This is a genomic window from Paenarthrobacter sp. 10L412, assembly GCF_056395565.1.
Map to the genome: position 1 here is coordinate 193,758 of NZ_JBFTJT010000001.1, position 23,176 is coordinate 216,933.

A 23,176-nucleotide genomic window follows, 5' to 3' on the forward strand; every position below is an offset into this window, starting at 1 on the left:
CCATAACCGCAAACTACCACCGGCAGCATTGAGTGAAGCTCCGGAAGGACGGAACTTGGCTATCGCGGCCACCCCACTGGACGGATATTGTCCGCTTGGGGTCCTTTGGAGCCCTGTACAACATCGAACTGGACACGCTGGTTCCCTTCCAACGAGCGGTACCCGCCGCTGACGATCGCCGAGTAGTGGGCGAAAACCTCACCTGAGCCGTCGTCGGGGGCAATGAACCCGAAACGCTTTTCCGTGCTGAACCATTTGACCGTACCAGTCGCCATTTCATGCTCCATCGTTGCCGTACTTGAGCCTTTGGATTTCGCTGACCTAAGCCCTCTACTGGGACTTTGCTGGTGCCTGGGCCAGTTTCGCCTGGATGTCTTTTGCGTGTTTCTGTATCTGCTCGCCGTAACCTCCGTTGAGGGCGGTGTCCTTGACTTTTGAGGCATCGGCGTCGCGCTCTGATGCCGGGGCTGCTTCCAAGGTCTTCAGGTCGGTCTGCAGATTTGCGGGGAGTTTGCTGAACGCCTTGGGGTGGTGGATCAAGATGTAAGCGACCTCGTGGGCTTTGTCCCCGAAGCCGGCCTCGGCCCGGATGCTGACCCTCAGCACGGCTGGTAGGGCTCGGGCAAATGGATGTTTAGCGTGGCTCGCGCTGTCTTGTCCCGCCGTCGAGGCTGAGGATGACGCGCTTGGAGAAGGGGATGGGCTCTGACCGTCTGCCGAGGCAGCTGTTGCCCCAATTGCTGCTCCCCCGAGAAGGACAGCACCTGTCGCCACGGCGGCGCCGCGCATCCGCCATCGACGGATAACGTCTCCACTTGGCATTCGCCTGTTGTTCATGACTGCTCCTGAGTGATCCGTTGGGACCCCGGTGGGTTGGGCCAGGATGGGTCCTGACCGTTCCACTATCGCCTGCCGACGTCCGGGACAGGTTCGGGGAATGTAAGGGGACGGTAAAGTATGGGGCCCTTGCCGCGTTGCCGACCACAACAGAGCGTTCAATGGAAGCATGGACCAACCATCGACTCCCGATGCGACACCGTCCCGTGGTCTCGTGATGATCGTGGAAGATGAGCGTGCGATCGCCGACGTGGAACGGCTGTATCTGAGTCAAGCGGGGTTCGGCGTACACGTTGAACCCACCGGTGAAGGCGCGCTGGAGCGGGTCAGAAGTCTTCGACCCGTCGCTGTCGTGTTGGACGTCGGGCTGCCTGGCATCGACGGAATCGAGGTATGCCGTCGGATGCGCACCCAGGAGGATTGGACACCCATCATTTTTGTCACTGCCCGCGACGAGGAGGTGGACATGCTTTTGGGATTGGAACTGGGCGCAGACGACTACATGACTAAACCGTTTTCACCTCGGGAGTTGGTGACCAGGCTCAAGACGGTCCTGCGCCGAAGCGCGGGCGCCCCCGGCAGAGGTGTCCTGCGGGTTGGTTCCGTGACCCTGGACCAGGGCAGTCACACTGTCAGCATCGATGGTTCAGCGGTGGAGCTGACTGCGAGGGAATTCGACGTGCTCGCCTTTTTGATGGCCAGCCCGGGCAGAGTGTTCAGCCGTGAACAGCTTCTGTCTTCGGTCTGGGGGCAGGCCAGCTACGCGGGAGGGCGGACCGTGGACGTGCATATAGCCCAGCTTCGCTCCAAACTCGGCGATGACAGCCCCATCCGTACCCTGCGAGGGGTTGGATACTCTGTCGATGGCGGCCTCACGTGAAAATCCATGACGCTGGTAACGGGGGGCTTGAGGGTCACACTGACCGCGAAAACCGGAATCCGGCGTCGGGTTGGCTGCGCTCACTGGCAGGACGAATCACGCTCGTTACCGCCGCGGTGGCTGTCCTGGCGGTACTGGTCACCGGTGGCACCGCCTACCCACTGATACGATCCGCGGCGGTTGAGCAGGCCAGACAGCAGCTGTTCCGCCAAGCCGACGCGTTCGCCGCGGCACCCGTTGCCTCCCAAGCGCTGGACCTTCGCGAGAGGCACCTTCTTGGACCGGACACCTACGAACTGTCCACCATCACCGCCACCGGCACGGTCCGGGGGCCAGCCACACAGCTTCTCGGGCCAGCCGACATTCAACAAGTGCTTGCCGGCCACAAAGTGTCCGCGACAGTTGTCCATGACGGTGCCCAACTCCTTGTGGAGGCAAGGGCCCTCCCCAGAAGCGGGGGGATCGTGCTGAGCAGGTCCTTGGACGATGTGAACGCCGCCTCCTCCCAGCTCCTCCAACGCACACTGCTGGCCCTTGCGGCCGGGCTGTTAATCGCGGTGCTTGCCGGAACACTGCTTGCCCGGCGTCTCTCCGGCCCCCTCGTCAGGACTGCTGCAGCCGCGCGGCGGATGGCTGCCGGCGAACGGACCGTTCGCGTTGACCCGGCCGGAGTTACTGAAGTGCGCGATGTGGGAGAAGCCATCAACACCCTGGATCACGCGTTGCTGGCCAGCGAAGGCAGGCAACGTGAATTCCTACTGTCCATCTCCCACGAGATCCGGACGCCACTCACTGCCATGCGCGGCTACGCCGAAGCCCTCGAGGACGGGCTGATCCCGCCGGAGGACACCTCCCGGATAGGGCGCACACTTTCCGCGGAAACGGACCGTCTCGATGGTTTTGTCCGTGACCTTCTCGCACTGGCCCGACTGGAAACGGACGATTTCACCCTGGACCTCCAACCCGTCGACGTCGCAGCGCTCTTGGGACAAGTACAGCGGACATGGCAGGGAGCAGCCACGGAGGCCGGGGTGGAACTGACGCTCCAGCTGCCGGAAGCAGCCACAAGTGAACCCCTGCTGGTTGTTACGGACGCGCAACGGTTACGCCAGATCATCGACGGGCTCGTGGGCAACGCACTGCGCGTCACCCCGCGCGGGAAACCGCTCATCCTCCGCGTCAGGGTCGAAGAGCGCCCCACAACCGCCGGGTTGGCGCAATCCCCTGAGCAGTTCCCTGGCACCTCCAACGTGATCGTCATCGAGGTGCGGGACAGCGGCCCGGGCCTCACAGCCGAAGACACCGCCGTCGCTTTCGACCGCGGCGTCCTCTATCAGCGCTACAACGGACAACGCCCCACCGGTAGCGGCCTCGGCCTCTCCATCGCAGCACGGCTCGCAGAACGCATGGGACTCACCCTCACCGCAGAAGCCACCCACTTCCCCGACGACGGTGCCTGCTTTTGCATCCGGGTCCCTCGCATGTCCGCTACCTCACCGGGGGACGCCTTGTAGGCACTCAGGCTACTGGCGCTCCGGCGCCAAGTGCCACGGGGCGCACGGACGGGAACACTCTGCACCGTGGCTCCACATAGCCCGCGGCGGTTCGGGTACCCGGTGCTGCTAATCCAGTACCGCGGTTGCTTCGATCTGTTCGAGCACGTCGGGCTCGAACAGAGACTCGACGCCGATCAGCGAGGTCGGCGGCATCGGCGTGGGCAGTCCGATCTCTGCGGCGACACTTTCGATACCGTCCATGAGAGCGGTGATCTTCTCGGGAGCCCAGGCGGTGACGTAGAACGTCAAACGCACGACGTCGTCGAAGGTCGCCTGAGCTCCGGCGAGCCCGATCGCGGTATTGCGCAGAGCCTGCGCGACCTGGCCGGCCAGGTCCCCCGGGGCGACGGGCGTGGCATCGGCCAGGCGCGAGATCTGTCCGGCGACGTGAACGTGACGGGTGCCGGTGCCGACGGCGACGTGGTGGTACGGGGCGGGCTGCATCAAGCCTTCCGGGCTGAAACGCTGAACAGACATGAGACTCCTTACAAAAGAAATGAACTTGGTATATCTTTGATACCTGGTACATGCAGGACACTTCAACGAGACCAGGTTTCATGCCGGATACCACCAGCCATGCTGACCCTCTGGAGATCAGCACCCCGCACCGGGAATTGCTCGATCAAGTTCTGGACAAGTGGTCATTGAGCGTGCTCAACGAACTCTGCGAGCGGCCATGCCGGTTCAGCGAACTGCGACGGGCGATCCCATCCGTGTCGCAAAAGTCCCTGACGGCGACGCTGCGTCGCCTCGAACGCAACGGCATCATCGAACGCGAGCTGCTCAGCTCGCGCCCCGTCGCGATCGAGTACCGCATCACACCCTTAGGCAAGACACTCCGCCACCCCATCGACGTGCTCCTGGAATGGGCCGCAGCGCACATGCCCCACATCGAACAGGCCCGCGAGACCTTCGACGTCCAGGACCTGGCCGAAGACACCTGACGGTGGGCGACTCTGTGGGACACCGTAGAGCCATCGAACCGCCCCACTGCAGACATCGACGCCAGCTAAGGTGACAAAGCCGAGGTCGACGACGTCGTCGACGACGCACTCGACGCCTCTTTTACACTCAGACCTGAAACAGAGGACTGGATCCTTGGTGTTACAGGAGCGAAGCTAGACACACCGCGCTTCCCGCTGGCGATGGCCGCTGGGATGAGCCGATGAGCATTCTCCGCGCCGCGCTCGAGGCCAGCCGGCTCCAGGAGTCCGATCCTGCGGTCGGACCCGACGGCGGTGATCTTCCCCGGTGACAGCTATTGCCTCGTTCCGGCGGGTTCTGTTCAGACATGCTTCCTCCAAGATGATGACGATAGGTGGCCTTAGTGAGTGGTGACGTTGACTACTTCCGTGATGGCACCCACGGGGAAGTTTGTGTAGCTGGAGAAGTCGAAGCCGTTGTACCCAAAGATCTTGCCGTCGGTTTTTAGTCGGTTCATATCGATGAGAATGACGCCGAGGGTGGGGACGATCTTTTCACGCCAGACGAACAGATACAGAGCCTCAGCGATTTTGATGTAGTGGCAGCGGTCGGTGTCACCCAGACCGGCTTCTGAGCCCTTGATGCAGTGCCACGTGTAGAAGTTGTTGTTCAGGTAAACGTGTTCATACACTTCTTCGGGGCTGTAGTGGTAGCGGTTCCTTAGCCCGATCAGTTCGGTGGTGGGGGCGTGCGCGGTTCCGCCTTGCGTCCCGCCCACTGAGCCGTGAAGAATGGCTGCTTCAACTCCGGTTAGTTCCGTGCCTTGGCGTGCCCTGTCGTAGGCACTGATGGAGGTGGCTTGCTCGTCAGGGAGTGCTCCCTCTATCAGGGTCACTTGCCCGCTGTTGTTGTCCAGTACGAGGCTCACTGACTTCTTGACCGAGTCGCCCACGAGGAAATCGTCGCCCATGAGGAAATCAACGAAGTAGATGCCTTCCCTGACGGAGGTGACGCGTGCGTCCTGCTCCCGGCCGTCCCAGACCAGTGTCTGGCTGTTCGAGATCCGGCACTCGTGAGTGCGTCCGCCGAGGAAATGGAGCGTGAAGTCCTTGCCGTTCAGGCCCTCGTTGGCCTCGAGAATGTTGTTGTTAACGGCGAAACCCTCACCCAGGGCGCCGACGGAAATAAACTCGGGCGTTGTTGTGGTGTTCAAAATGAAATCCTTTCGTGGTGGTTGCGGTAGTCGTTCAGGCAGGAAAAGACGATCGTGCGTGGTAGCCGTAGTCAGCCATGAGGGAGACACCGTTGACAGGGCCGGAGAGAGGGGATGCAAGACTGAGCACAAGCCAGGCAACATCCGAAGGCTTACTGACGGGGTATTCGGCGTCCTCAAATGAGTCAATGCCCAGGCCGTCGCGGGCCATTGGCGTATCCACGATTGACGGGCAGACGCTGTTGACGCGGATGCCGTCATTGTAGAGTTCCGTCGACAAAGCCCGGGTCAGCTGGACGATTGCGCCCTTGGATGCGTTGTAAGCCAACATGCCTGGCACAGCGACGAAGCCGGAGTCACTGCCGATGAGCGTATATGTCGCACCCGTCCCCTCGCGAAGATAGGGCAACGCTGTCTTGATGGCCAGGAACGGGCCCAGGACATTGGTCCGTTGGACCTCCATGAACTCCTCGGCCGGAACCTGATCCACAGGGCTGCCGAGGGATCCTGAGATGCCGGCGCTGCTGACAAGGTGATCCAACCCGCCCAATTGTGACACCAGGTCGTTTGTGGCGGACTGTACAGCTGACTCGTCGGAAATGTCACAGGATTCTCCGACGATGGTTACGCGGGGATGTCTTGCACGTAGGCCGTCCACCGCCGTCGAGAGCCTTTTGGACGATCTGCCGACAATGCCTACGTTGGCCCCTTCTCCGGCGAAGGCATCGGCCACTGCGATCCCGATACCCGACGTTCCGCCGGTGACCAGGACCCGCCGGCCCGCTAGTCCGAGGTCTACCATGAGCCGGGTCCAGATGTGCTGGTGGCATCGGCGAGGTCGCGATGCGCTTTGTCGTAGTGCTCCATGTCGCTGAGCAGCTCGTGGTAAATCTCAGGCCTGCGGGACTTGAGCCACTGCGCAGTTGCGAGTCCGGTGAGAACCGCAACAACGAGCAGCCACGGCAGCGCGCCGATGATGGGATTGTCGGAACCGGCCAGTGTGGTGAAGTTTAGAATCGCCAGCAGCACGATCAGGGCAAGCCCGAGTGCTCCAAGGCTCGGGGCTACCAGGGTTTTCCAGAGCCTTGGATCCCTGTTGCGGCGGAAGTGGACGACCACGGCCACCGCGGCAAGCATTTGAAGGGTCAGGATTCCCAAGGTGCCGAACCCCGTCATTGAGGCGGTCAGGGCGGTAATGGGGTCCAAACCAGCCACGTAGTAGATTCCCGCAACCACCGTGCCGAAAAGTAGCTGCGCGGCACTGGCGTTCTGGGGGGATCCGTTGGAGCTTCGTGTGCGGCTGAGGGCTCTCGGCAGAATTCCGACGCGGCCATAGGCGTAGATGTAGCGGGCGGCCGAGTTGTGGAGTGCCAGCAGCGCAGCGAAGAGTGAGACCAGCAGCAGGACCATCATGACCTTGGTGAGGGTGTCGCCGAGGTATTGATTGGAGAGCATGAAGACCAGGTCACCTGAGGGCAAGTGCTCGATGGCGGTGTCCTGTGCCTGGGCGACACCCAGGGCGCTGACGATGGCCCACGTCGTGAATGCAGCGAAAGCGCCAATGAACAAGATGGCGATATACGTCGCTTTCGGGATCGTGCGGTGAGGGTCCCGGGCTTCCTCGCTGAACAAGCCCGTTGCTTCGAAGCCGACAAAGCAATTGGCTGCGAAGAGCAAGGCCAGTCCCAGTGATCCCGAGAACACTGCCTGGGGCATCAGCGCTTCAAATGAGAACCCGTGCGTGAGCAGAACGTTGAAGTCCAGGATCAGGAGGATGGACACCTCCAGGACCAGGCAGACGCCCAACACTTTTGCGCTGAAATCGATGCCTCGGCGTGTCAGCAAGAAGATCAGCACCACAGTGATGAGACTCCAGACGAACCACGGCAGGTCCAGTCCTGTCAGTTCTTTGATGACTGTGGCGGTGAAGAAGCCGGACGTGCCGATAGCTCCAGCCACAAAGCAGTTGTAGCCGAGCAGGGCGATGTTGCCTGCCACAAGGCCCATGCGACGGCCGAGGCCTTTGACGACGAAAGCGTAAAACCCTCCGGCACTGACCAGCTTCTTGGCCATTTGTGCGTAGCCGACAGCGAAGAGCAGCAAAATCAGGGTTGCGATGAGAAACGCACCGGGCATGCCCCCTCCGTTGCCGAGGGCAATGCCTAGTGTTGCGATAACGATGATGCCGGTCAACGGGGCTACCGCTGCCAGAACCAGAAAAACGATGCCTCCTACGCCCAAGGCATTGGAAGAGAGCTCGGTGCCGGCGGTGCCTTGCTCTGGGAATTGAGGTTTCACGGGGTTTACTCCTGGGAGATGAACGAGCGAAGGTCGTGCTTTTTGGTACAACTGGGTACCCGCCGGAGAGCCGGAAAGCTGCACGGGCGTGGGGAGACAGGCCGCCTGACCGGAGATTTCCCGGGGAAGGATGGTTAGGAGGCTGCAGACGTATAGCTTTTGGAGATGTAGCTTCGGGCGAGTCCAAGGACCATCGGAACAACGCGTTCGACGATGAATTCTGCAGCTTCGTCACCTCTGCGCGTGGATGCCCAGCCCAAGTAGGTCAAGCCCCGCGAGAGCAGCATGGAGTCCCAGGACTGGAGGAGTCCGTCCGGCAAGGCTCGGGCCGAGGCGTAGCCCTCAAGCAGAGCTCGGCGGTAGTTCTCGTAAAGGGGGTGCGGCTGGAAGAAGAACATGATCGTTGCCAGATCGAAGAGGTGCCAACCCTCACCGAAGTCGTCGAAATCGATCAAAACCATCTGGCCGTCGTGTCCGACCAGAACGTTTTCGGGAGTCAGATCCGCGTGGATCACCCCGTAAACATCGACAGACTTTGGAAGGGCCACCAGGTCTTGCCGCAGCTTCTCCACCCCGGATTCCAGGAGCGATTCGCCCTCTGGACCCAGGCTCTGAAGCGCCAACGGGTTACCCCACTGGGCCGAGTCACCTACCAGCCCGTCGGCATCCCATGCCTGGCGCCGGAACGCTTCGACACGGCCGATCATGGAAGTGCATGTGTGCAGTTCAGCGGTCAGGACGCCCAACTGGCGGAATACTGCCGGATCAAGCGAGCTTTCCCCCGCCATCGCTTCACTGATGTCACCCAAGGGCACTCCACCCTCCACCCAACGCAAGACGTCCAGTTGGAAAACGGTGCCATCGTCAGCCGTAACTACGCATACGAAGTCACCTTTGAGGGTGGCAACCGGCTGGGACACGCTTAGCCCGTGCTCAGCCAGCGCGTGCAGATAGGCAAGCTCGGTGTTGATCTCCGCATCAGTCCTGTATCCGGCCCGATGCAGGCGGATGGCATAGCTGTCCCCGGAGTCAGATGTGAGCCGGAAAACGTAGTTCTCCCGGTACTTGACTAGTTCAATGGGGGCTGTTGGATCAAAACCATACTGCTCCAGCGCTCCCCTGACTGTTCGGATTGCTGCTTCTGTCCTCATGCTGATTTCCTGCTTCCTGAGCCCGGTTGTGAGCGGGGTCATACCTAAAGCTAAATCCTGCACACACAGTTTGGCAACAGTACAGTGTGTTTAGTTTTTGTGTGACATGTGTCATTATTGAATAAGCAAGACAATGGATGGCCTTGGGAAGGTTGGATAACCGCATGGACCTGAAAACGGACAAGCAACTGTCGCTGCGTGAGCGCAACCGGCTTCGGACGCGATCAGACATTCTCGACGCTGCGGCTGAGATGTTGGGCGAGGGTGGTTACTCCGGGCTTGCCCTCGAAGAAGTCAGCCAGCGGGCTGGACTCTCCCGGGGGACTGTGTACGCGCATTTTCCCGGCGGGCGAGATGATGTAGTCCGGGAAGTGTACCTGCGGGTCGCAGACGCCGTGCACGCCCGAGGCCTGGAGCTTCGCGACGAAGCAAGCGACACAGCAGGCCGCATATCAGCTTTGGCACGGGCCTACGTGGAAATGACCAGTAGTCCTTCAGGACGCTTCTACGGCCTTATGGGGCCGGACGTCACACCTGTTCTTTCCGGTGTGCGGCGGACATCCGAGTCGTTCGAGGCGCTGATCAAACTCGACCTGTCCACGGCCCTCGCTGCAGGTCAATTGCCCCAAGGCTCCGACAGTGATGCCTTGGCCACGGCCCTGTCGGGAGCCATTCGAGCCTCGGGCGCCCGCGCCGCCGTGACACCCGGAACCGCCGAGCAACAGATAGCCGCCGTAAAACTGCTCGTCGAAGGCCTCCTCACAAAACCGGCATAGAACCAGTCATCCCCACTCAACCTTCAACGCGAATAGAACGCGGCCGGCTTAGGTCGGCAGGCGCCAGAAAGACAGCCATGACTACGGAAACTAAGACTGAGTCCCAGGTGCAGCAGCCAGGCAAGGACCTGTTGGCCCGCCGATACGCCACACTTGGCCCGCACTCCCCCCTTTTTTACGAGAAGCCGCTGGAACTGGTCTCCGGCTCTGGCGTTTGGCTGACCGACGCGCAAGGCAAGATCTACCTTGATGGTTACAACAACGTTCCACACGTGGGCCATGCGAACCCCGCCGTGGCTGACGCGATCTACCAACAGCTGCTGACCATCAACCTGCACACCCGCTACCTGAACAACCGTGTAGTGGAATACGCAGAAGCCCTGCTCGGCACCTTCGACGGCGCTCTGGAACGGCTGTTCCTGACCAACAGCGGATCGGAGGCCAACGAGCTCGCCCTGCGGATCGCACGACAACACACCGGGAACACCGGCGTGCTGGTTTCAGATTTCAGCTACCACGGAAACACCACCAGTCTGGCCGAGCTGACAACGGGATTGACGGTGCGCGAACCACTCGGTTCCCATGTCCGGCCCCTCCGGATTCCCGACACTCACGGCGTTGCAGAGAGCGACGTGCCCGCATTGCTTAAGCAGTCCTTGTCTGACGTTGACGCCGCCATCGCATCACTTCAAGCCACGGGGCACGGCGTCTCTGCATTCCTTTTTGACCCCCTCTTCTCCACCGAGGGGCTTCTGCAGCTGCCCGCCGGCTACATCGAGGGCGTCGCCGCCCGCGTCCGTGCCGCAGGAGGCCTCATCATCTCCGACGAGGTGCAATCGGGCTTCGGCCGCACCGGATCCGGCATGTGGGGCTACCAAATGTTCGGCATGGAACCCGAACTCGTAACGATGGGCAAACCCATGGGCAATGGACATCCTATCGGCGCCGTAGTCACCACGGCTGAACTGCTCGACGAATTCGGCCAGAACAACATGTTCTTCAACACCTTTGCAGGAAGCCCTGTCTCTTCCGCCGCCGGACTGGCCGTGCTGCGCTTCATGGAACAGGAAGACCTGATGGCCAAAGCCGGCCACTTGGGTGAGCACATTCGTGCCCGCCTCGAAAACATCGCTCAAGGCAACGCGAACGTTGGCTCCGTAAGGGGGCGCGGCCTGTTCTTCGGAATAGACATCATAGAAAGTGACGGCAGCCGCACCCCTGCCCCAGGCCTGACGAAAATCCTCATCGAGGACATGCGTGAACGCGGCGTGCTCATCAGTCGTGTGGGACCCCATGACAACGTCCTGAAAATGCGTCCGCCACTTGTATTCGGTAAGGAGCACGCCGACATACTGCTCGAACAGCTCGAACTGTCACTCGGCAGCTTGTCCTAATCATCTCGCCAGTTCTCCCTTCAGCCCCGGTTTGCTGACCTCAAGTCCTTTGACCTCACGCACCTTCCACTGCTGATTGTCACCCTCATTCCGCTGGCCGCAGCAATCATCCTCGGTGCCGTCGCCGGCTCCGAGGCCCACATCAATCCGGATAACCCCTGCGACGTACTCGCATTAGTCACTGTTTTCGGGCTGGTTGCACTGTCCGCAGTGATCGAAGTTGTCGGACATGAAATGGTCGGCAGCAAGCACACAATCCGCGCTGTGAAGGCAAAAGCAGCTTGAACAACTTGGGTCTGAGCAGCTAACGCGCCAGCAGGGTCTCCTCCTCCAAGTAGCCGAGCTTGTCCGGGTTTCGCATGGCGAAGATCCTTGCGATCCTGCCGTCCTCCACAACCAGGCTGATGAGTGACGGACCGCCTGCTTCGTCGTCGATCCGGATGCCGAGGCCGCCGTTGAGCCAGAGCAGAGCGATTTTCGGGTTGAGCGCGGCCTGCGGGAAGGACCGCAGCAGATTTGTCACCTTCTTCGCGCCATACACCGGCACCCGAACCGCCTGGGCGACGCCGCCGCCGTCAGCGATGAGTACGACGTCGGGGGCCAGCACGTCCATCAAGCCCTGCACGTCCCCGGTGGTGACCGCCGCAAGGAACCGTTCGACGACTTCCTGCTGCTCGGTGCGGTCCACGCGCATGCGGGGCCGCCGGGCGGCCACATGAGAGCGCGCCCGGCTGACGAGCTGGCGCACGGCTGCCGCTGACTTGCCCACGGCCTCGGCAATCTCCTCGTAGGGCACGTCGAAAACCTCGCGCAAGACGAAGGCGGCCCGCTCCACAGGGGTGAGCGATTCGAGAACCGTGAGCATGGCGATCGAGACGCTTTCGGCCAGTTCCACGTCCTCGGCTACATCCGGCACGGTGAGCAGGGGCTCGGGCAGCCATTCCCCGACGTAATCCTCCCGCCGTCGTGACAGCGTGCGGAGGCGGTTGAGCGCCTGCCGGGTGACGGTGCGAACGAGGTAGGCCCGCGGGTCGCGGACGCCCGCGCGGACGTCGAGGCCCAGTTCGGCCCACCGGAGCCAGGCCTCCTGCACTACGTCCTCCGCATCCGCGGCGGAGCCGAGTATCTCGTAGGCGACAGTGAAGAACAGGCTGCGGTGGGTAACGAATGGATCCTGCCTGTCAGTGGCGCGGAGGTTGCTCATGCCGCTCAGGCTACTCCGCGGCCGCTGCGTGCTGCGAGCGGCTTCAGCTCACAGGACTCCGCGAAACCCTCGGATTCGATGCCGAGGGCCACGTTGCTGCGGGTGGTGAGGTTGGCGAAGCCGATGACGCTGGTCAGTTCGATCAGCGCTGGCGCGCCCAATTGCCCGAGCAACCGGGCCGACAGTTCGTCGGTCACCGAGACGGGCGTGGCACTCATGGTCTCGGCATACTCCAGGACGTCCCGCTCCAGCGGCGTGAAGACGTCGGACTCACGCCAGCACGGGATCTGCCGAGCCTTCTCCAGGTCCAGGCCGTGGTTGTGCGCCATGAAGTAGTTGTAGTCCAGGCACCAGCTGCAGCCGATGAACGAGGCCACGGCCATGTGAGCGTAGGACTTCAGCGACTCATCGCAGCTGTTCCACCTCTGCAGCTTCTGTCCGAAGCCCATGGATGCCTTGAGAACGGGCTGGTTGTGCCACATGACGCCCAGCGATTCAGGGACTTTGCCGAACATCTTCGCGCTGAACTTCTTAATGAGTGCGCCGTAGAAACCGGTGATCTCTGCGGTCGGGATCCTGCTGGTCATGACTCCTCCTACGGGTCGGTTCTGGGTCCTACGACATGAAGACACCGCCCGGGCCCGATCTGTGACACGTCGAGTTCAGACGAAGGCGGATTTGCCGGTGACGGCACGTCCGACAATCAGGGAATTGATCTCGTATGTCCCCTCGTAGGTGTAGAGGATCTCCGCATCCCCCAGCAGTTTGCCCATTTCGTACTCAGTGCTAATGCCATTTCCACCAAGCAGGGACCTGCCCATGGCCACCGAAGCCCTTGCCATCCGGGTGGTGGTTGCCTTGCTCATGGCGGCCTGGGCCATCTCCAGCTTTCCCTCAGTCTGGATCCTCGCGAGGTGCGCCATTAATCCAAGGGATGCTGTGGCATTTCCAAGGATCTCGGACAACTGCTGCTGTACCAGCTGGAACTTTGCGAGTTCCCGACCGAACTGCATTCGCTCCAAGGAATAAGCGCGGGCGATATCAAATGCTGCAAGTTGAATGCCAGCGGCCTGCCAGCCAACCCAAGCCCGGGAATCCCGCAACAAGTCGTTTGCTTTGGAGAAGTCGGTGGCTCCCGGAAGGAGATTTGCTTCGGGAATCCGGACGGAGCGAAGCTCAATGTGGGCGTTTTGCATGATCCGCAAACCGATCTTGTTGCAGATCTTCGTGGGTGAGTATCCGGGACGATCCGTCTCAACAATGAAGCCCTTGATCTGCCCATCCGCGACATCCCTCGCCCACACCAGAGCGAAATCAGCAACAGTACCCGAGCCTATCCAGCGCTTGGCGCCATCGATGACCCACTCGCCGTCGTCGAAGCGGGCCGTAGTCTCAAGTCCGCCGGCAATATCCGAGCCATGGTCCGGCTCGGTGAGGGCAAAGGCACCGAGTTGACGGAATGAGGTCAGGCCAGGGAGCCAACGGTCTTTTTGGTCCTGCGACCCCAAGGCATCCAGCATGCCCACGATGAGTTCATTGTGGATGCCAACCAGAGCTGACAGTGAGACGTCCGCTCGTGCGACCTCAACATATACGAGCCCCTTAAACAGGACTGACGTTCCGTCGGTTTGCAAACCTCCAAGACCGTAAGTTCCGAGCATGGCCAGTAGCTCGAGCGGGAACTCCTCCCTGTTCCAGTAGTCAATGGAAGCTTCCCGGACGTGTTCCTGAAGGAAGTTACGGATGTCCAACAGCCGCGAACGCTCGGTGGCCGAGAGCAGATCCCAGACATACATCAGGTCTGCGTCAGGAAAAGGCGGCTCTATCGCGGGCATCGCCGGGTCGGGCCGGTTGCGAACACTTTCTTCCAGTTTCACGAGCATGTGTCCCTTCATCCTTGACAGGAGTAGCTTGGCTGGGCTTACTGACAGCAGAAACGCACCAGGGACTACATATTAGGACTTCCTAGTAGATACTAGGAAGTCCTAGTAGATGCCTGAATTGGCAGACATAGTGTGCGTTGATGCACAGGAGGCGAATGTGGAATTTAAGGGACTTCCAAGCGCAGACGATCTTCTCGTCCTGCTCACTGTTGCCCGCTTGGGCAGGTTCAACGCAGTCGCTGAAGCGCTGGACACCACACACACCACCATTTCGCGGCGGATCGTCGCCTTGGATAAGCGCCTGGGCGGCCGCACCTTGGAGCGCACGCCTTATGGATGGGAGCTAACCGAGTTGGGACGAAAGGCGGTCGCTGCGGCGGAGGGCGTTGAGCGAAGCTTGGGAGGCCTCACGGCCAGCTTGGAGCGCACGTCCGAATCCCTTTCGGGCTTGGTGAGGATCAGCACCCCTGACGTGTTCGGACCCATGTTTGTGACGCCCGCACTCGTACGGCTTCAGCGCAGAAACCCTTTGCTACGGGTCGAAATGCTCAACGCCACACGCAAACTCAGCCGGAACCGGTCGGGCGTGGATCTGGAGATTGTTGCAGGCGCCGTGGAGGCGGGGAGAACGGAAACAATCTTCCTGGCCGACTACGTCCTCCGCCTTTACGCCAGCCCAAATTACCTGAAGGAGCGCGGGACGCCCCAAACGCTTCCAGAACTCCAAAGCCACAGCTTCGTCTCCTACGTGGAATCCGTTCTTCAAGTTGTTGAAATAGGCCACAGGTCGCAAACCCTGACAGAGAGTCCGGCAAACTTTCAGGCAACAAGCCTCTTTGCCCAGCTGGAGGCGGTTCGACATAACGGCGGAATCGGCCTCCTGCCCTCCTTCATGGTCTATGGACTACCCGGTTTTGTCCCCGTACTGCCGCATGGTTTTGAACGGCGGCTCAGTTTCTGGGCCGCGGCCAGACCAGAATCACTTCGCTCCCCTGCCGTGCAGGCCGTCATCAAGGCCGTTCTGTCGGAAGTCCGCAGCCGCCAAGACGAGCTGATGGCTTAAAGGCCGGAACAAGAGCCGACCCATCGCTGATGCCATGTGCACGTATGCACATGGCATCTGCTTTAACTGCGCTTGTTCGCACCGTTGAGGCGGTGGGACGCTGAATCAACGGCCCAGCAGAAAGCTGGAATCCCCCAGACCTTCGACCAGATGATGGATCACCCAGCCACGGAACCGAGGCCAGTGATCCAGAAGCAAAGGAGCATTTCATGGTCAACGAACTCACGCACTACATCGGCGGAACACGCACGGAGGGCACGTCCAAGCGCTTCGGCGACGTCTTTGACCCCTGCACCGGACAGGTGCAGGCACATGTCCCGCTTGCCACCCCCGCAGAGGTAAGCGAGTCTGTGGCCAATGCTGAAAAAGGCCACGCGGAATGGTCAGCGATGAACCCGCAGCGCCGCGGCCGAATCTTGCTGAAGTTTGTGGCACTCGTCAATGAACATCTGGACGAGCTCGCGGAAATGCTCTCATCCGAGCACGGCAAGACCTTTGCCGATGCGAAGGGGGACATCCAGCGTGGCCTTGAGGTCGTGGAATTCTCAGCCGGAGCGGCTGCGCAGTTGTTGAAGGGTGAGTTCTCCGACAGCGTCGGGACGGGAATCGACGTCCACTCCCTGCGCAAGCCGCTCGGCGTCGTCGCGGGCATCAGCCCCTTCAATTTTCCTGCGATGATCCCGCTGTGGCAGGCCGGCCCCGCATTGGCTGCCGGCAATGCATTCGTCCTCAAGCCCTCCGAACGCGATCCCTCCGTCCCCCTGCGTTTGGCGGAGCTGCTCACCGAAGCCGGGTTGCCTGACGGTGTATTCAACGTGATCAACGGCGACAAGGAAGCCGTTGACGCCCTCCTTGAGGACCCGCGCGTCAAAGCAATTGGCTTCGTTGGCTCCACGCCGATCGCTCAGTACATCTACGCAACGGCCGCCGCACAGGGCAAGCGTGCCCAGTGCTTCGGCGGAGCCAAGAACCACATGGTGATCCTTCCGGACGCCGATCTGGATATGACCGCTGAGGCCTTGATCGGCGCGGCTTACGGCTCCGCGGGCGAACGCTGCATGGCGATATCAGTTGCTGTGCCGGTGGGCGAAAAGACGGCCGACGCGCTGGTTGCCAAGCTCAAAGAGCGCATCAACAAACTCACCGTCGGCCACAGCATGAATAAGGCCAGCGACTTCGGTCCGGTCATTGCTGCATCAGCGAAGGAACGCATCGAGTCCTACATTGCCGCCGGCCAGGATTCAGGAGCCACCCTGGTGGTGGACGGGCGTGAACCAACCGTAGAGGGCTATGAGGGCGGATTCTGGGTAGGCCCCACCCTGTTCGACCACGTGACGCCCGAAATGAGCATCTACAAGGAGGAGATCTTTGGCCCCGTGCTGAGCGTCGTCCGCGCCGAGGACTACGACGAAGCACTGCGCCTGTGCAACGAGCACGAATTCGGCAACGGCGTTGCAATCTTTACGCGCGACGGCGACGCGGCCCGCGACTTTTCCAGCCGAGTCGAAGTCGGCATGGTCGGCATCAACGTTCCGCTTCCGGTTCCCATTGCGTACTACACCTTCGGCGGCTGGAAGGCATCCGGCTACGGCGACCTTAACCAGCACGGAGCGGATGCGTTCCGCTTCTACACAAAAACCAAGACCGTCACCAGCCGCTGGCCGTCGGGGATCCGCGGGGGCGCCAGCTTCGTCATGCCTGCCGGAAGCTGACCATGCCCACCGACCAAGTCCTCTTCGAACGTCGAGGCCGGCTCGCCGTCATCTTGCTCAACCGGCCCCGGAACATCAACGCGCTAACCCCACAGATGGTGGAAGCAATGCTCGCCAAGCTTGGCGAGTGGGCCGAAGACGATGCGGTGAGGACGGTCCTGGTGCGGGGCGCCGGCGAGCGCGGCCTCTGCGCCGGCGGCGACATCGTGGCGATCTACCGGGACATGATCGACGGCGGCGGCAGCGCCACCGCGCAGTTCTGGGCTAGGGAGTACCGTCTCAACTCGCTCATCAGCCGCTATCCCAAACCGTATGTGGCACGACTCCCTGCATCTGGGCCTCGCGGACCACTTCGTTCGGAGCGACAGCCTGGACGCACTTGCGACGGCGTTGGAGGAGGAAGCGGCGGACGAGGCCATTGCGAAGTTCGTCGTTGAGCCGCAGCCCTCGAGCCTCGCGGCAGACCGGACGTGGATTGACCAGGCCTACGCCGCCGACGACGTCGAGGAAATCGTGCGTCGTCTACGGTCCACACCTGTACCGGAGGCAGCCCAAGCAGCGGACTCCATCGAGGGGAAGTCACCTACGGCGCTCAAAGTCACCCTTGAGGCACTACGACGTGCGCGGGCGCGTGACCTCACTCTTGAAGAAGCACTGGACATGGAATACCGCATCGGCCTCCGGTTTCTTGCCGGCCATGACTTCCGTGAGGGCATCCGCGCACAGGTCATCGATAAGGACCGTAGTCCCCGCTGGAACCCAGCCACCGCGGCCGAGGTGACCACCACCATGGTTGCGGCTTGCTTCGCCTCCCTCGGCGGGCGTGAGCTTGGGCTCGCCGAGGGCGTGGCAGTCGGATGACGACTCCGAAGCCACCCACTATCCAATTTTCAACTTTTTCAGGAGTGTGACGCATTCCATGTCTGCATACGCTGACGCCTACGCACGCAGTATGGCCGACCCGCAATCGTTCTGGCTCGAAGCCGCCGACGCGATCGACTGGTTTGAAAAGCCGCACCGCGCGCTCGACACCTCCGAGGCGCCGTTCTTCAGCTGGTTCCCGGATGGGGTACTCAACACCTGTTACAACGCGCTGGACCGGCACGTCGTCCAAGGGAAAGGTGACCGCCTGGCCCTCGTCTGGGAATCGGCCATGGCACATCGGACGGAGCGGTATACCTACACCGAACTCCTGGATCGAGTCGGCCGGTTCGCGGGTGCTCTTCGTGACCTTGGCGTCGGCCGCGGAGATCGCGTGCTGATCTATATGCCCATGGTTCCCGAAGCCGCCATCGCGATGCTGGCATGTGCTCGGCTCGGTGGGGTTCATTCGGTGGTCTTCGGCGGATTCGCCGCCCCGGAACTTGCCGCGCGAATCGACGACGCCGAGCCCAAAGTCATCGTGGCTGCATCCTGTGGTCTGGAGCCAGGCCGCGTTGTGGAATACACACCGATCATCCGGGCGGCGTTGGAAAAGACCCGCCATCGTCCCGATTCCACCATCATCCTTCAGCGTGAACAGGCGATGTCGGAACTGGGAGAAGCCGAGTTCGATTGGGATGACGTCATTTCCGCTGCCGTACCCACCGACTGCGAACCGGTCATGTCCACCGATCCCCTCTACATCCTTTACACCTCTGGAACCACCGGAAGACCCAAAGGCGTTGTCCGTGACAACGGCGGCCACGCTGTCGCCCTGGCCTGGTCCCTGCCCAACGTCTACAACGTTCACCCAGGAGAAACGATGTGGGCGGCCTCAGACGTGGGATGGCAGGTGGGCCACACTTACACGGTGTACGGGCCACTCATTGGCGGTGCCACTACGGTCATGTTCGAGGGAAAGCCGGTTGGAACTCCCGACGCCGGGGCGTTCTGGCGCATCATCGAAAAGTACAACGTCAAAGTGCTGCTCACCGCACCCACGGCCATGCGGGCGATCAAACGGGTTGACCCCGAGGCCACGTGCTTGGACGGGCTGGACATCAGCAGCCTGGAGACCCTGTTCCTGGCAGGCGAAAGGCTTGATCCGGACACCTACGCATGGGCTGGCAACCTCCTCGGCGTTCCGGTGGTTGATCACTGGTGGCAAACGGAAACCGGATGGCCCGCTTGCGCGAACCTTCGAGGGCTGGAACCGATGCCCCTCAAGCCGGGCTCGCCCTCGGTTCCTGTTCCCGGGTTCGACATTCGGGTGCTCACCTCGGACGGCAAGCCGGTGGAGGCCGGCACCGAAGGGATGCTTTGTATCAAATTGCCGCAACCCCCAGGCATGCTGAGCACGCTTTGGCAGGACAAGGAACGCTATCGCAAGGCATACCTGAGCACGTTCGACGGGTATTACCTCACTGGCGACAGCGGCCTGATCGACGAGGACGGGTACGTGTTTGTCATGGGCCGCACTGATGACGTCATCAACGTAGCCGGACACCGTTTGTCCACCGGAGTCTTGGAAGCGGTGCTGGCTGCCCATCCGGCGGTCGCGGAATGCGCGGTCATCGGGGTGCCGGACGAATTGAAAGGGCAAGTGGCTCGGGGCTTCGTGGTCTTGAAATCCGGGGCCAGCATCACCGAGGACACCTTGCGGGAACAGATCATCGCCTCTGTCCGCGCAGAAGTCGGGCCTGTGGCCGCATTTCGGGAGCTCTACGTGGTGGACGGCCTCCCCAAGACGCGCTCCGGAAAGATCCTGCGCCGCAGTATGCGGGCTATCGCCGAAGGGCGAGATGAAGCGCTGCCAGCGACCATCGAAAATCCCGAAATCTTCACTTCACTGAGTCCAATACTTCAAGGTAAAGGCGCCAATTAATGACGGATCGAGCCCGCGGGCTCGTCCATTGGTTCGAGGGCTCCGCCCCAATGCGCGACCAAAGAAATCAATCGAAACGCGAGGACAACTTATGACACCACGAATCGCTTTTATCGGACTGGGCCACATGGGTGGTCCAATGGCAGCCAACCTGGCAAAGGACGGATACGAGGTAAGCGGGTTTGACCTGGCAGCCTCGTCCCTTGGCCAGGCCCGAGACAACGGAATCAGGATTGCGGAATCTGCGGTAGCGGCCGTTGAGAGGGCCGACGTGGTCATCACGATGCTTCCAGCAGGCCGCCATGTTCTGGAACTGTACTCAGGAACAGCTGATTCTGTTGGGCTGTTGTCGGCAGCCTCCCCAGGGACCCTCTTCATTGACTGCTCCACCATTGCAGTCGCAGATGCGCTGTCCGCACACGAATTGGCGGCTTCGGCGGGCCAAAGGTCTTTGGAGGCTCCGGTCTCCGGCGGGGTCGCTGGCGCTGCTGCGGGCACCTTGACGTTCATGGTTGGAGGACTTGACGCTGACTTTTCCCAAGCCGGCCCGCTCCTGGACACCATGGGCAAACGAAAGGTGTTTTGCGGCGGTCCTGGCGCGGGCCAGGCAGCCAAAATTTGCAACAACATGATTCTGGGCATCACCATGATCGCGGTAAGTGAAGCCTTTGTCTTGGGAGAGCAGCTTGGGGTCAGCAACGATGCACTGTTCGATGTGACGTCAAATGCGTCCGGCCAATGCTGGGCGCTGACCTCCAATTGCCCCGTACCGGGTCCTGTACCTGGCAGCCCGGCGAATCACGACTTCCGTCCTGGTTTCGCGAGTGCCCTCATGGCCAAAGACTTGGGCTTGGCAGCCGATGCCTTGGCTTTCGCCGGCCTGCAGGACGTTGGGCTGGGAGGAAGGGCGACGAACATGTATCGCGCGTTTTCCGACGACGGCGGTGCAGAACAGGATTTTTCTGCCATCATCAACGCCATTCGGGCCAAGACGACGGAATCAAACTTCGAGAAGCGTCCACAGAGCTTCCTTCACCAGTAGCGTGTAGGGTCATGCAGCCTAACGACTACTACCGCCCCGATGACCGGGAGTTGCTCCGCGCCGCGATGCGTGAGCTGGCCCAACGGTTCCGCCCCGCGGTGTTGTTTGGCGGGATGGTGGCCGGGAAAAGCCTCCAACTCTCGGACTTCCTCGGCACGGCCACGGCTAGTCTCCGCAACGTCAGTGTCCTTCCTGGCGCTGGGCTGGGTGGGCGGGTTTTCAGTCAGTGCCAGCCGTATCTGGTGACCGACTACATCGCTTCCGACCGGATTACCCACGAATACGATGCTGCCGTCAAAAACGAGGGCATCAGATCGCTGACCGCGGTGCCGGTCCTGGTTCGGGGCGAGCCGCGCTCCGTACTTTATGTCGGAAGTCGGGAGGGCATCCCCCTGGGTGAGCGGGCCATGGAAGATGCGATGGCAGCGGCGACGGCCATCGCTTCCGAACTCCGCGTCAGGGATGAGGTAGACCGGCGAGTGGCCGTCATGCATCGTGTCCATCCGGAACCAGCCATGGCCTACGACCACAACTGGCTGGAGGAAGTCCGGCAGGCACACGCTGAGTTGCGGTCCCTGGCCAGCACGGTCACTGACGTGCAACTCGCACAACAGCTCGACGGCATCGGCGCGCGTCTGGCCCCGTCCCCCGCCAGCGGGTTGCAGCCCGCTGTACGGCTGGCACCCCGGGAACTTGATGTGCTTGCTCAGATTGCCTTGGGATGCTCCTATGCCGAAACGGCAGACAGGCTGAGTCTCAAGCCTGTCACCGTGAAGAGTTATCTTCAAAACGCCATGGCCAAGCTCTCGGTGCATAACCGGCTCGAAGCGGTGTCGGCCGCACGGAGGCTCGGCCTTCTGCCGTAGTGAGTCTTCCGAAACCGCGGTAAGAACGTCCTCCCGGATTTCCGGAAGGACGTTCTTGTGTTTGCTTTGATCGGCCATGGAGTCCAGGACGTACGTGAGGTAGCCCAGCGCCACGGATGCGGGGCTGCCGATGAGTCGACAGCCCCGCACCTTCCAGCGGCAGTCCTATGCCGCCGTCGTGCGGTCCTTCTTCATGGTTCCGCCTTCTACGGGACGTTCTTCAAGTCCCGACCTCTCCCGGTTGGGTAGTGCCATGGTGCAGGCGATGCTGAACACGCCAATGGCGGCGAGCAGAACGCCGATGCCCCAGCCGCCTGTGCTGGTAATCAGCTGTGCCGCGACGAGCGGAACAATGCCACCGCCCAGAACCCCGGCGAGGTTGTAGCCCATGCCGGCACCGGTGTAGCGGTACTTTGTCTCAAACAGCTCGGGAAGGAGCGCACCTGCCGGGCCGTAGGCGATCGCAAAAATCACGAGAGTGACGGTGAGGCCAATACCGAAGGCCAGAACCGTGCCCATGCCCAGCATTGGGAACAGCACCAGGGACCACGGCACAGCGAAAATACAGGACGCCGCGATGACCTTCTTGCGACCGAAGCGATCGGAAAGGATACCGGAGGCCAACGTAGCGGCGGCAACGAAGACTGACGCGATGATTCCAGTGGTAAGGACCTCCGGACGGCTCAACTTCATACCGGTGGGACTCGTGGCGTAGCTGGTCAGGAACGCCGTTCCAATGTAGAAGAGGGCAAACAGGAGCGTCAGGGAGCCGCCTGCCAAGAGGATTTCCTTGGGTTGGCCCTTGATGGATTCCACGATGGGAAGCTTGGCAGTGGTTTCGGGGCGCTTGGCATTCCTGAACACCGGCGTCTCCTCGATGCTGGTCCGCACCCAGAAGCCCACCAGAACCAGGACGGCGCTGAGAATAAACGGCACTCGCCAGCCGATAGTGATAAACGCTTCCGACTTATCGCCCAGGGTGAGGCTGGTGACCAGAAACGTGCCGCTGGCCAGCGCGAAGGCCACCGAGGGACCGAGCTGCGGGAAAGAGCCGAACAGTCCTCGTTTTCCTGGGGGTGCGTATTCGGCTGTCAGCAGGGTGGCTCCCGCCCATTCCCCGCCGACAGCCAGACCCTGTACGAACCGAAGGACCACCAGCAGGATCGGTGCTGCAACGCCGATGGTGCTCGCATCCGGTATCAGGCCGATCATCACCGTGGCGATGCCCATCATGAGCAGCGTGGTGATGAGGGTCTTCTTGCGTCCGATCCTGTCGCCATAGTGCCCGAAGATGATTGCCCCGACCGGCCGGGCGATGAACGCGACGGCGAAGGTGCCGAAAGATGCGACAGTTCCGGCGGCAGCACCCAAGGCGGGAAAGAAGACAACCGGAAAGACCAAGGCCGCTGCCGTTCCGTAGATGAAAAAGTCGTAGAACTCGATGGTGGTGCCGGCCGCACTGGCGAACGCTACTTTCCTGAGCGTCTTGCGGCTATGAGGCGGTGAATAGGCAACAGATGAAGCTGAGCTCATGGGAATCTCCTTTGATGTCCGGCTCGTATTTCTCACAA

At 61.4% G+C, this 23,176-nt stretch carries 21 protein-coding genes and 1 pseudogene; 11 read left to right on the top strand and 11 right to left on the bottom strand.

Annotation, left to right across the window (positions count from 1 at the left end; all coding sequences use genetic code 11):
• Window positions 1-59: 59 nt before the first annotated feature.
• A complete protein-coding gene (locus AC1DD7_RS00905; RefSeq protein ID WP_477513402.1) occupies window positions 60-275 on the bottom strand; it encodes a cold-shock protein in 216 nt (71 codons plus the stop codon).
• Between the two features lie 55 nt (window positions 276-330).
• Complete coding sequence (locus tag AC1DD7_RS00910; protein ID WP_477513403.1) at window positions 331-837, bottom strand: hypothetical protein; 507 nt, start codon at window positions 835-837, stop codon at window positions 331-333.
• Between the two features lie 169 nt (window positions 838-1,006).
• On the opposite strand from AC1DD7_RS00910, the gene AC1DD7_RS00915 reads away from it, so the two are divergent.
• Both AC1DD7_RS00915 and AC1DD7_RS00920 read left to right on the top strand, forming a co-directional pair.
• On the top strand, window positions 1,007-1,717 hold the full coding sequence (locus AC1DD7_RS00915) for a response regulator transcription factor (RefSeq protein WP_477513404.1): 711 nt from the start codon (window positions 1,007-1,009) through the stop codon (window positions 1,715-1,717).
• Window positions 1,714-3,231 (top strand): sensor histidine kinase, encoded by a 1,518-nt coding sequence (locus AC1DD7_RS00920; RefSeq protein WP_477513405.1) that lies wholly within the window; start codon window positions 1,714-1,716, stop codon window positions 3,229-3,231. Before AC1DD7_RS00915 ends, AC1DD7_RS00920 begins: the two co-directional genes overlap by 4 nt.
• Before the next feature lie 108 nt (window positions 3,232-3,339).
• On the opposite strand, the gene AC1DD7_RS00925 is transcribed toward AC1DD7_RS00920, so the two are convergent.
• The gene (locus AC1DD7_RS00925; protein WP_477513406.1) at window positions 3,340-3,750 is read right to left on the bottom strand and encodes a RidA family protein; all 411 of its coding nucleotides are present in this window, start codon (window positions 3,748-3,750) and stop codon (window positions 3,340-3,342) included.
• Between the two features lie 80 nt (window positions 3,751-3,830).
• On the opposite strand from AC1DD7_RS00925, the gene AC1DD7_RS00930 reads away from it, so the two are divergent.
• Window positions 3,831-4,217 (top strand): winged helix-turn-helix transcriptional regulator, encoded by a 387-nt coding sequence (locus AC1DD7_RS00930; protein WP_477513407.1) that lies wholly within the window; start codon window positions 3,831-3,833, stop codon window positions 4,215-4,217.
• Window positions 4,218-4,597: 380 nt separating this feature from the next.
• On the opposite strand, the gene AC1DD7_RS00935 is transcribed toward AC1DD7_RS00930, so the two are convergent.
• From AC1DD7_RS00935 to AC1DD7_RS00950, 4 genes are all read right to left on the bottom strand, one after another.
• Window positions 4,598-5,410, bottom strand: a complete 813-nt coding sequence (locus AC1DD7_RS00935; protein WP_477513408.1) for a MoaF C-terminal domain-containing protein — start codon at window positions 5,408-5,410, stop codon at window positions 4,598-4,600.
• Between the two features lie 34 nt (window positions 5,411-5,444).
• Window positions 5,445-6,212, bottom strand: coding sequence for an SDR family NAD(P)-dependent oxidoreductase (locus tag AC1DD7_RS00940; protein WP_477513409.1), 768 nt, complete (start codon window positions 6,210-6,212; stop codon window positions 5,445-5,447).
• Entirely contained in the window at window positions 6,206-7,708 is a 1,503-nt protein-coding gene (locus AC1DD7_RS00945) for an APC family permease (RefSeq protein WP_477513410.1), read from the bottom strand. The genes AC1DD7_RS00940 and AC1DD7_RS00945 overlap by 7 nt, the downstream gene beginning before the upstream one ends.
• Before the next feature lie 134 nt (window positions 7,709-7,842).
• Window positions 7,843-8,859 (bottom strand): phosphotransferase enzyme family protein, encoded by a 1,017-nt coding sequence (locus tag AC1DD7_RS00950; RefSeq protein ID WP_477513411.1) that lies wholly within the window; start codon window positions 8,857-8,859, stop codon window positions 7,843-7,845.
• A 164-nt stretch (window positions 8,860-9,023) separates the two neighbouring features.
• Here AC1DD7_RS00950 and AC1DD7_RS00955 point away from each other — a divergent pair, with 164 nt between their 5' ends.
• Both AC1DD7_RS00955 and AC1DD7_RS00960 read left to right on the top strand, forming a co-directional pair.
• Window positions 9,024-9,635, top strand: coding sequence for a TetR/AcrR family transcriptional regulator (locus tag AC1DD7_RS00955; RefSeq protein ID WP_477513412.1), 612 nt, complete (start codon window positions 9,024-9,026; stop codon window positions 9,633-9,635).
• A gap of 77 nt (window positions 9,636-9,712) precedes the next feature.
• On the top strand, window positions 9,713-11,029 hold the full coding sequence (locus AC1DD7_RS00960) for an aspartate aminotransferase family protein (protein ID WP_477513413.1): 1,317 nt from the start codon (window positions 9,713-9,715) through the stop codon (window positions 11,027-11,029).
• 304 nt (window positions 11,030-11,333) lie between these two features.
• Here the strand turns inward: AC1DD7_RS00960 and AC1DD7_RS00965 are convergent, their stop codons facing one another.
• From AC1DD7_RS00965 to AC1DD7_RS00975, 3 genes are all read right to left on the bottom strand, one after another.
• Entirely contained in the window at window positions 11,334-12,233 is a 900-nt protein-coding gene (locus AC1DD7_RS00965; RefSeq protein WP_477513414.1) for an RNA polymerase sigma-70 factor, read from the bottom strand.
• Window positions 12,234-12,238: 5 nt separating this feature from the next.
• Entirely contained in the window at window positions 12,239-12,820 is a 582-nt protein-coding gene (locus AC1DD7_RS00970) for a carboxymuconolactone decarboxylase family protein (RefSeq protein ID WP_477513415.1), read from the bottom strand.
• Between the two features lie 75 nt (window positions 12,821-12,895).
• Window positions 12,896-14,068 carry an acyl-CoA dehydrogenase family protein gene (locus AC1DD7_RS00975; RefSeq protein WP_477513548.1) on the bottom strand — a complete coding sequence of 391 codons (1,173 nt, stop codon included), beginning with the start codon at window positions 14,066-14,068 and terminating at the stop codon, window positions 12,896-12,898.
• Between the two features lie 205 nt (window positions 14,069-14,273).
• Between AC1DD7_RS00975 and AC1DD7_RS00980 the strand changes: the two genes are divergently transcribed.
• The 6 genes and pseudogenes from AC1DD7_RS00980 to AC1DD7_RS01005 all read left to right on the top strand — a co-directional run bounded on the left by AC1DD7_RS00980 (window position 14,274) and on the right by AC1DD7_RS01005 (window position 21,605).
• Window positions 14,274-15,179, top strand: coding sequence for a LysR family transcriptional regulator (locus AC1DD7_RS00980; RefSeq protein WP_477513416.1), 906 nt, complete (start codon window positions 14,274-14,276; stop codon window positions 15,177-15,179).
• Window positions 15,180-15,388: 209 nt separating this feature from the next.
• The gene (locus tag AC1DD7_RS00985; RefSeq protein WP_477513417.1) at window positions 15,389-16,891 is read left to right on the top strand and encodes a CoA-acylating methylmalonate-semialdehyde dehydrogenase; all 1,503 of its coding nucleotides are present in this window, start codon (window positions 15,389-15,391) and stop codon (window positions 16,889-16,891) included.
• Between the two features lie 2 nt (window positions 16,892-16,893).
• Window positions 16,894-17,752, top strand: a pseudogene (locus AC1DD7_RS00990) (enoyl-CoA hydratase/isomerase family protein).
• Window positions 17,753-17,777: 25 nt separating this feature from the next.
• On the top strand, window positions 17,778-19,697 hold the full coding sequence (locus AC1DD7_RS00995; protein ID WP_477513549.1) for an acetate--CoA ligase: 1,920 nt from the start codon (window positions 17,778-17,780) through the stop codon (window positions 19,695-19,697).
• Between the two features lie 91 nt (window positions 19,698-19,788).
• Window positions 19,789-20,739, top strand: coding sequence for a 3-hydroxyisobutyrate dehydrogenase (gene mmsB, locus AC1DD7_RS01000; RefSeq protein WP_477513418.1), 951 nt, complete (start codon window positions 19,789-19,791; stop codon window positions 20,737-20,739).
• 11 nt (window positions 20,740-20,750) lie between these two features.
• Window positions 20,751-21,605 (top strand): helix-turn-helix transcriptional regulator, encoded by an 855-nt coding sequence (locus AC1DD7_RS01005; RefSeq protein WP_477513419.1) that lies wholly within the window; start codon window positions 20,751-20,753, stop codon window positions 21,603-21,605.
• Window positions 21,606-21,770: 165 nt separating this feature from the next.
• Here AC1DD7_RS01005 and AC1DD7_RS01010 read toward each other — a convergent pair whose 3' ends face one another.
• Entirely contained in the window at window positions 21,771-23,138 is a 1,368-nt protein-coding gene (locus AC1DD7_RS01010) for an MFS transporter (RefSeq protein ID WP_477513420.1), read from the bottom strand.
• Window positions 23,139-23,176 lie beyond the last annotated feature (38 nt).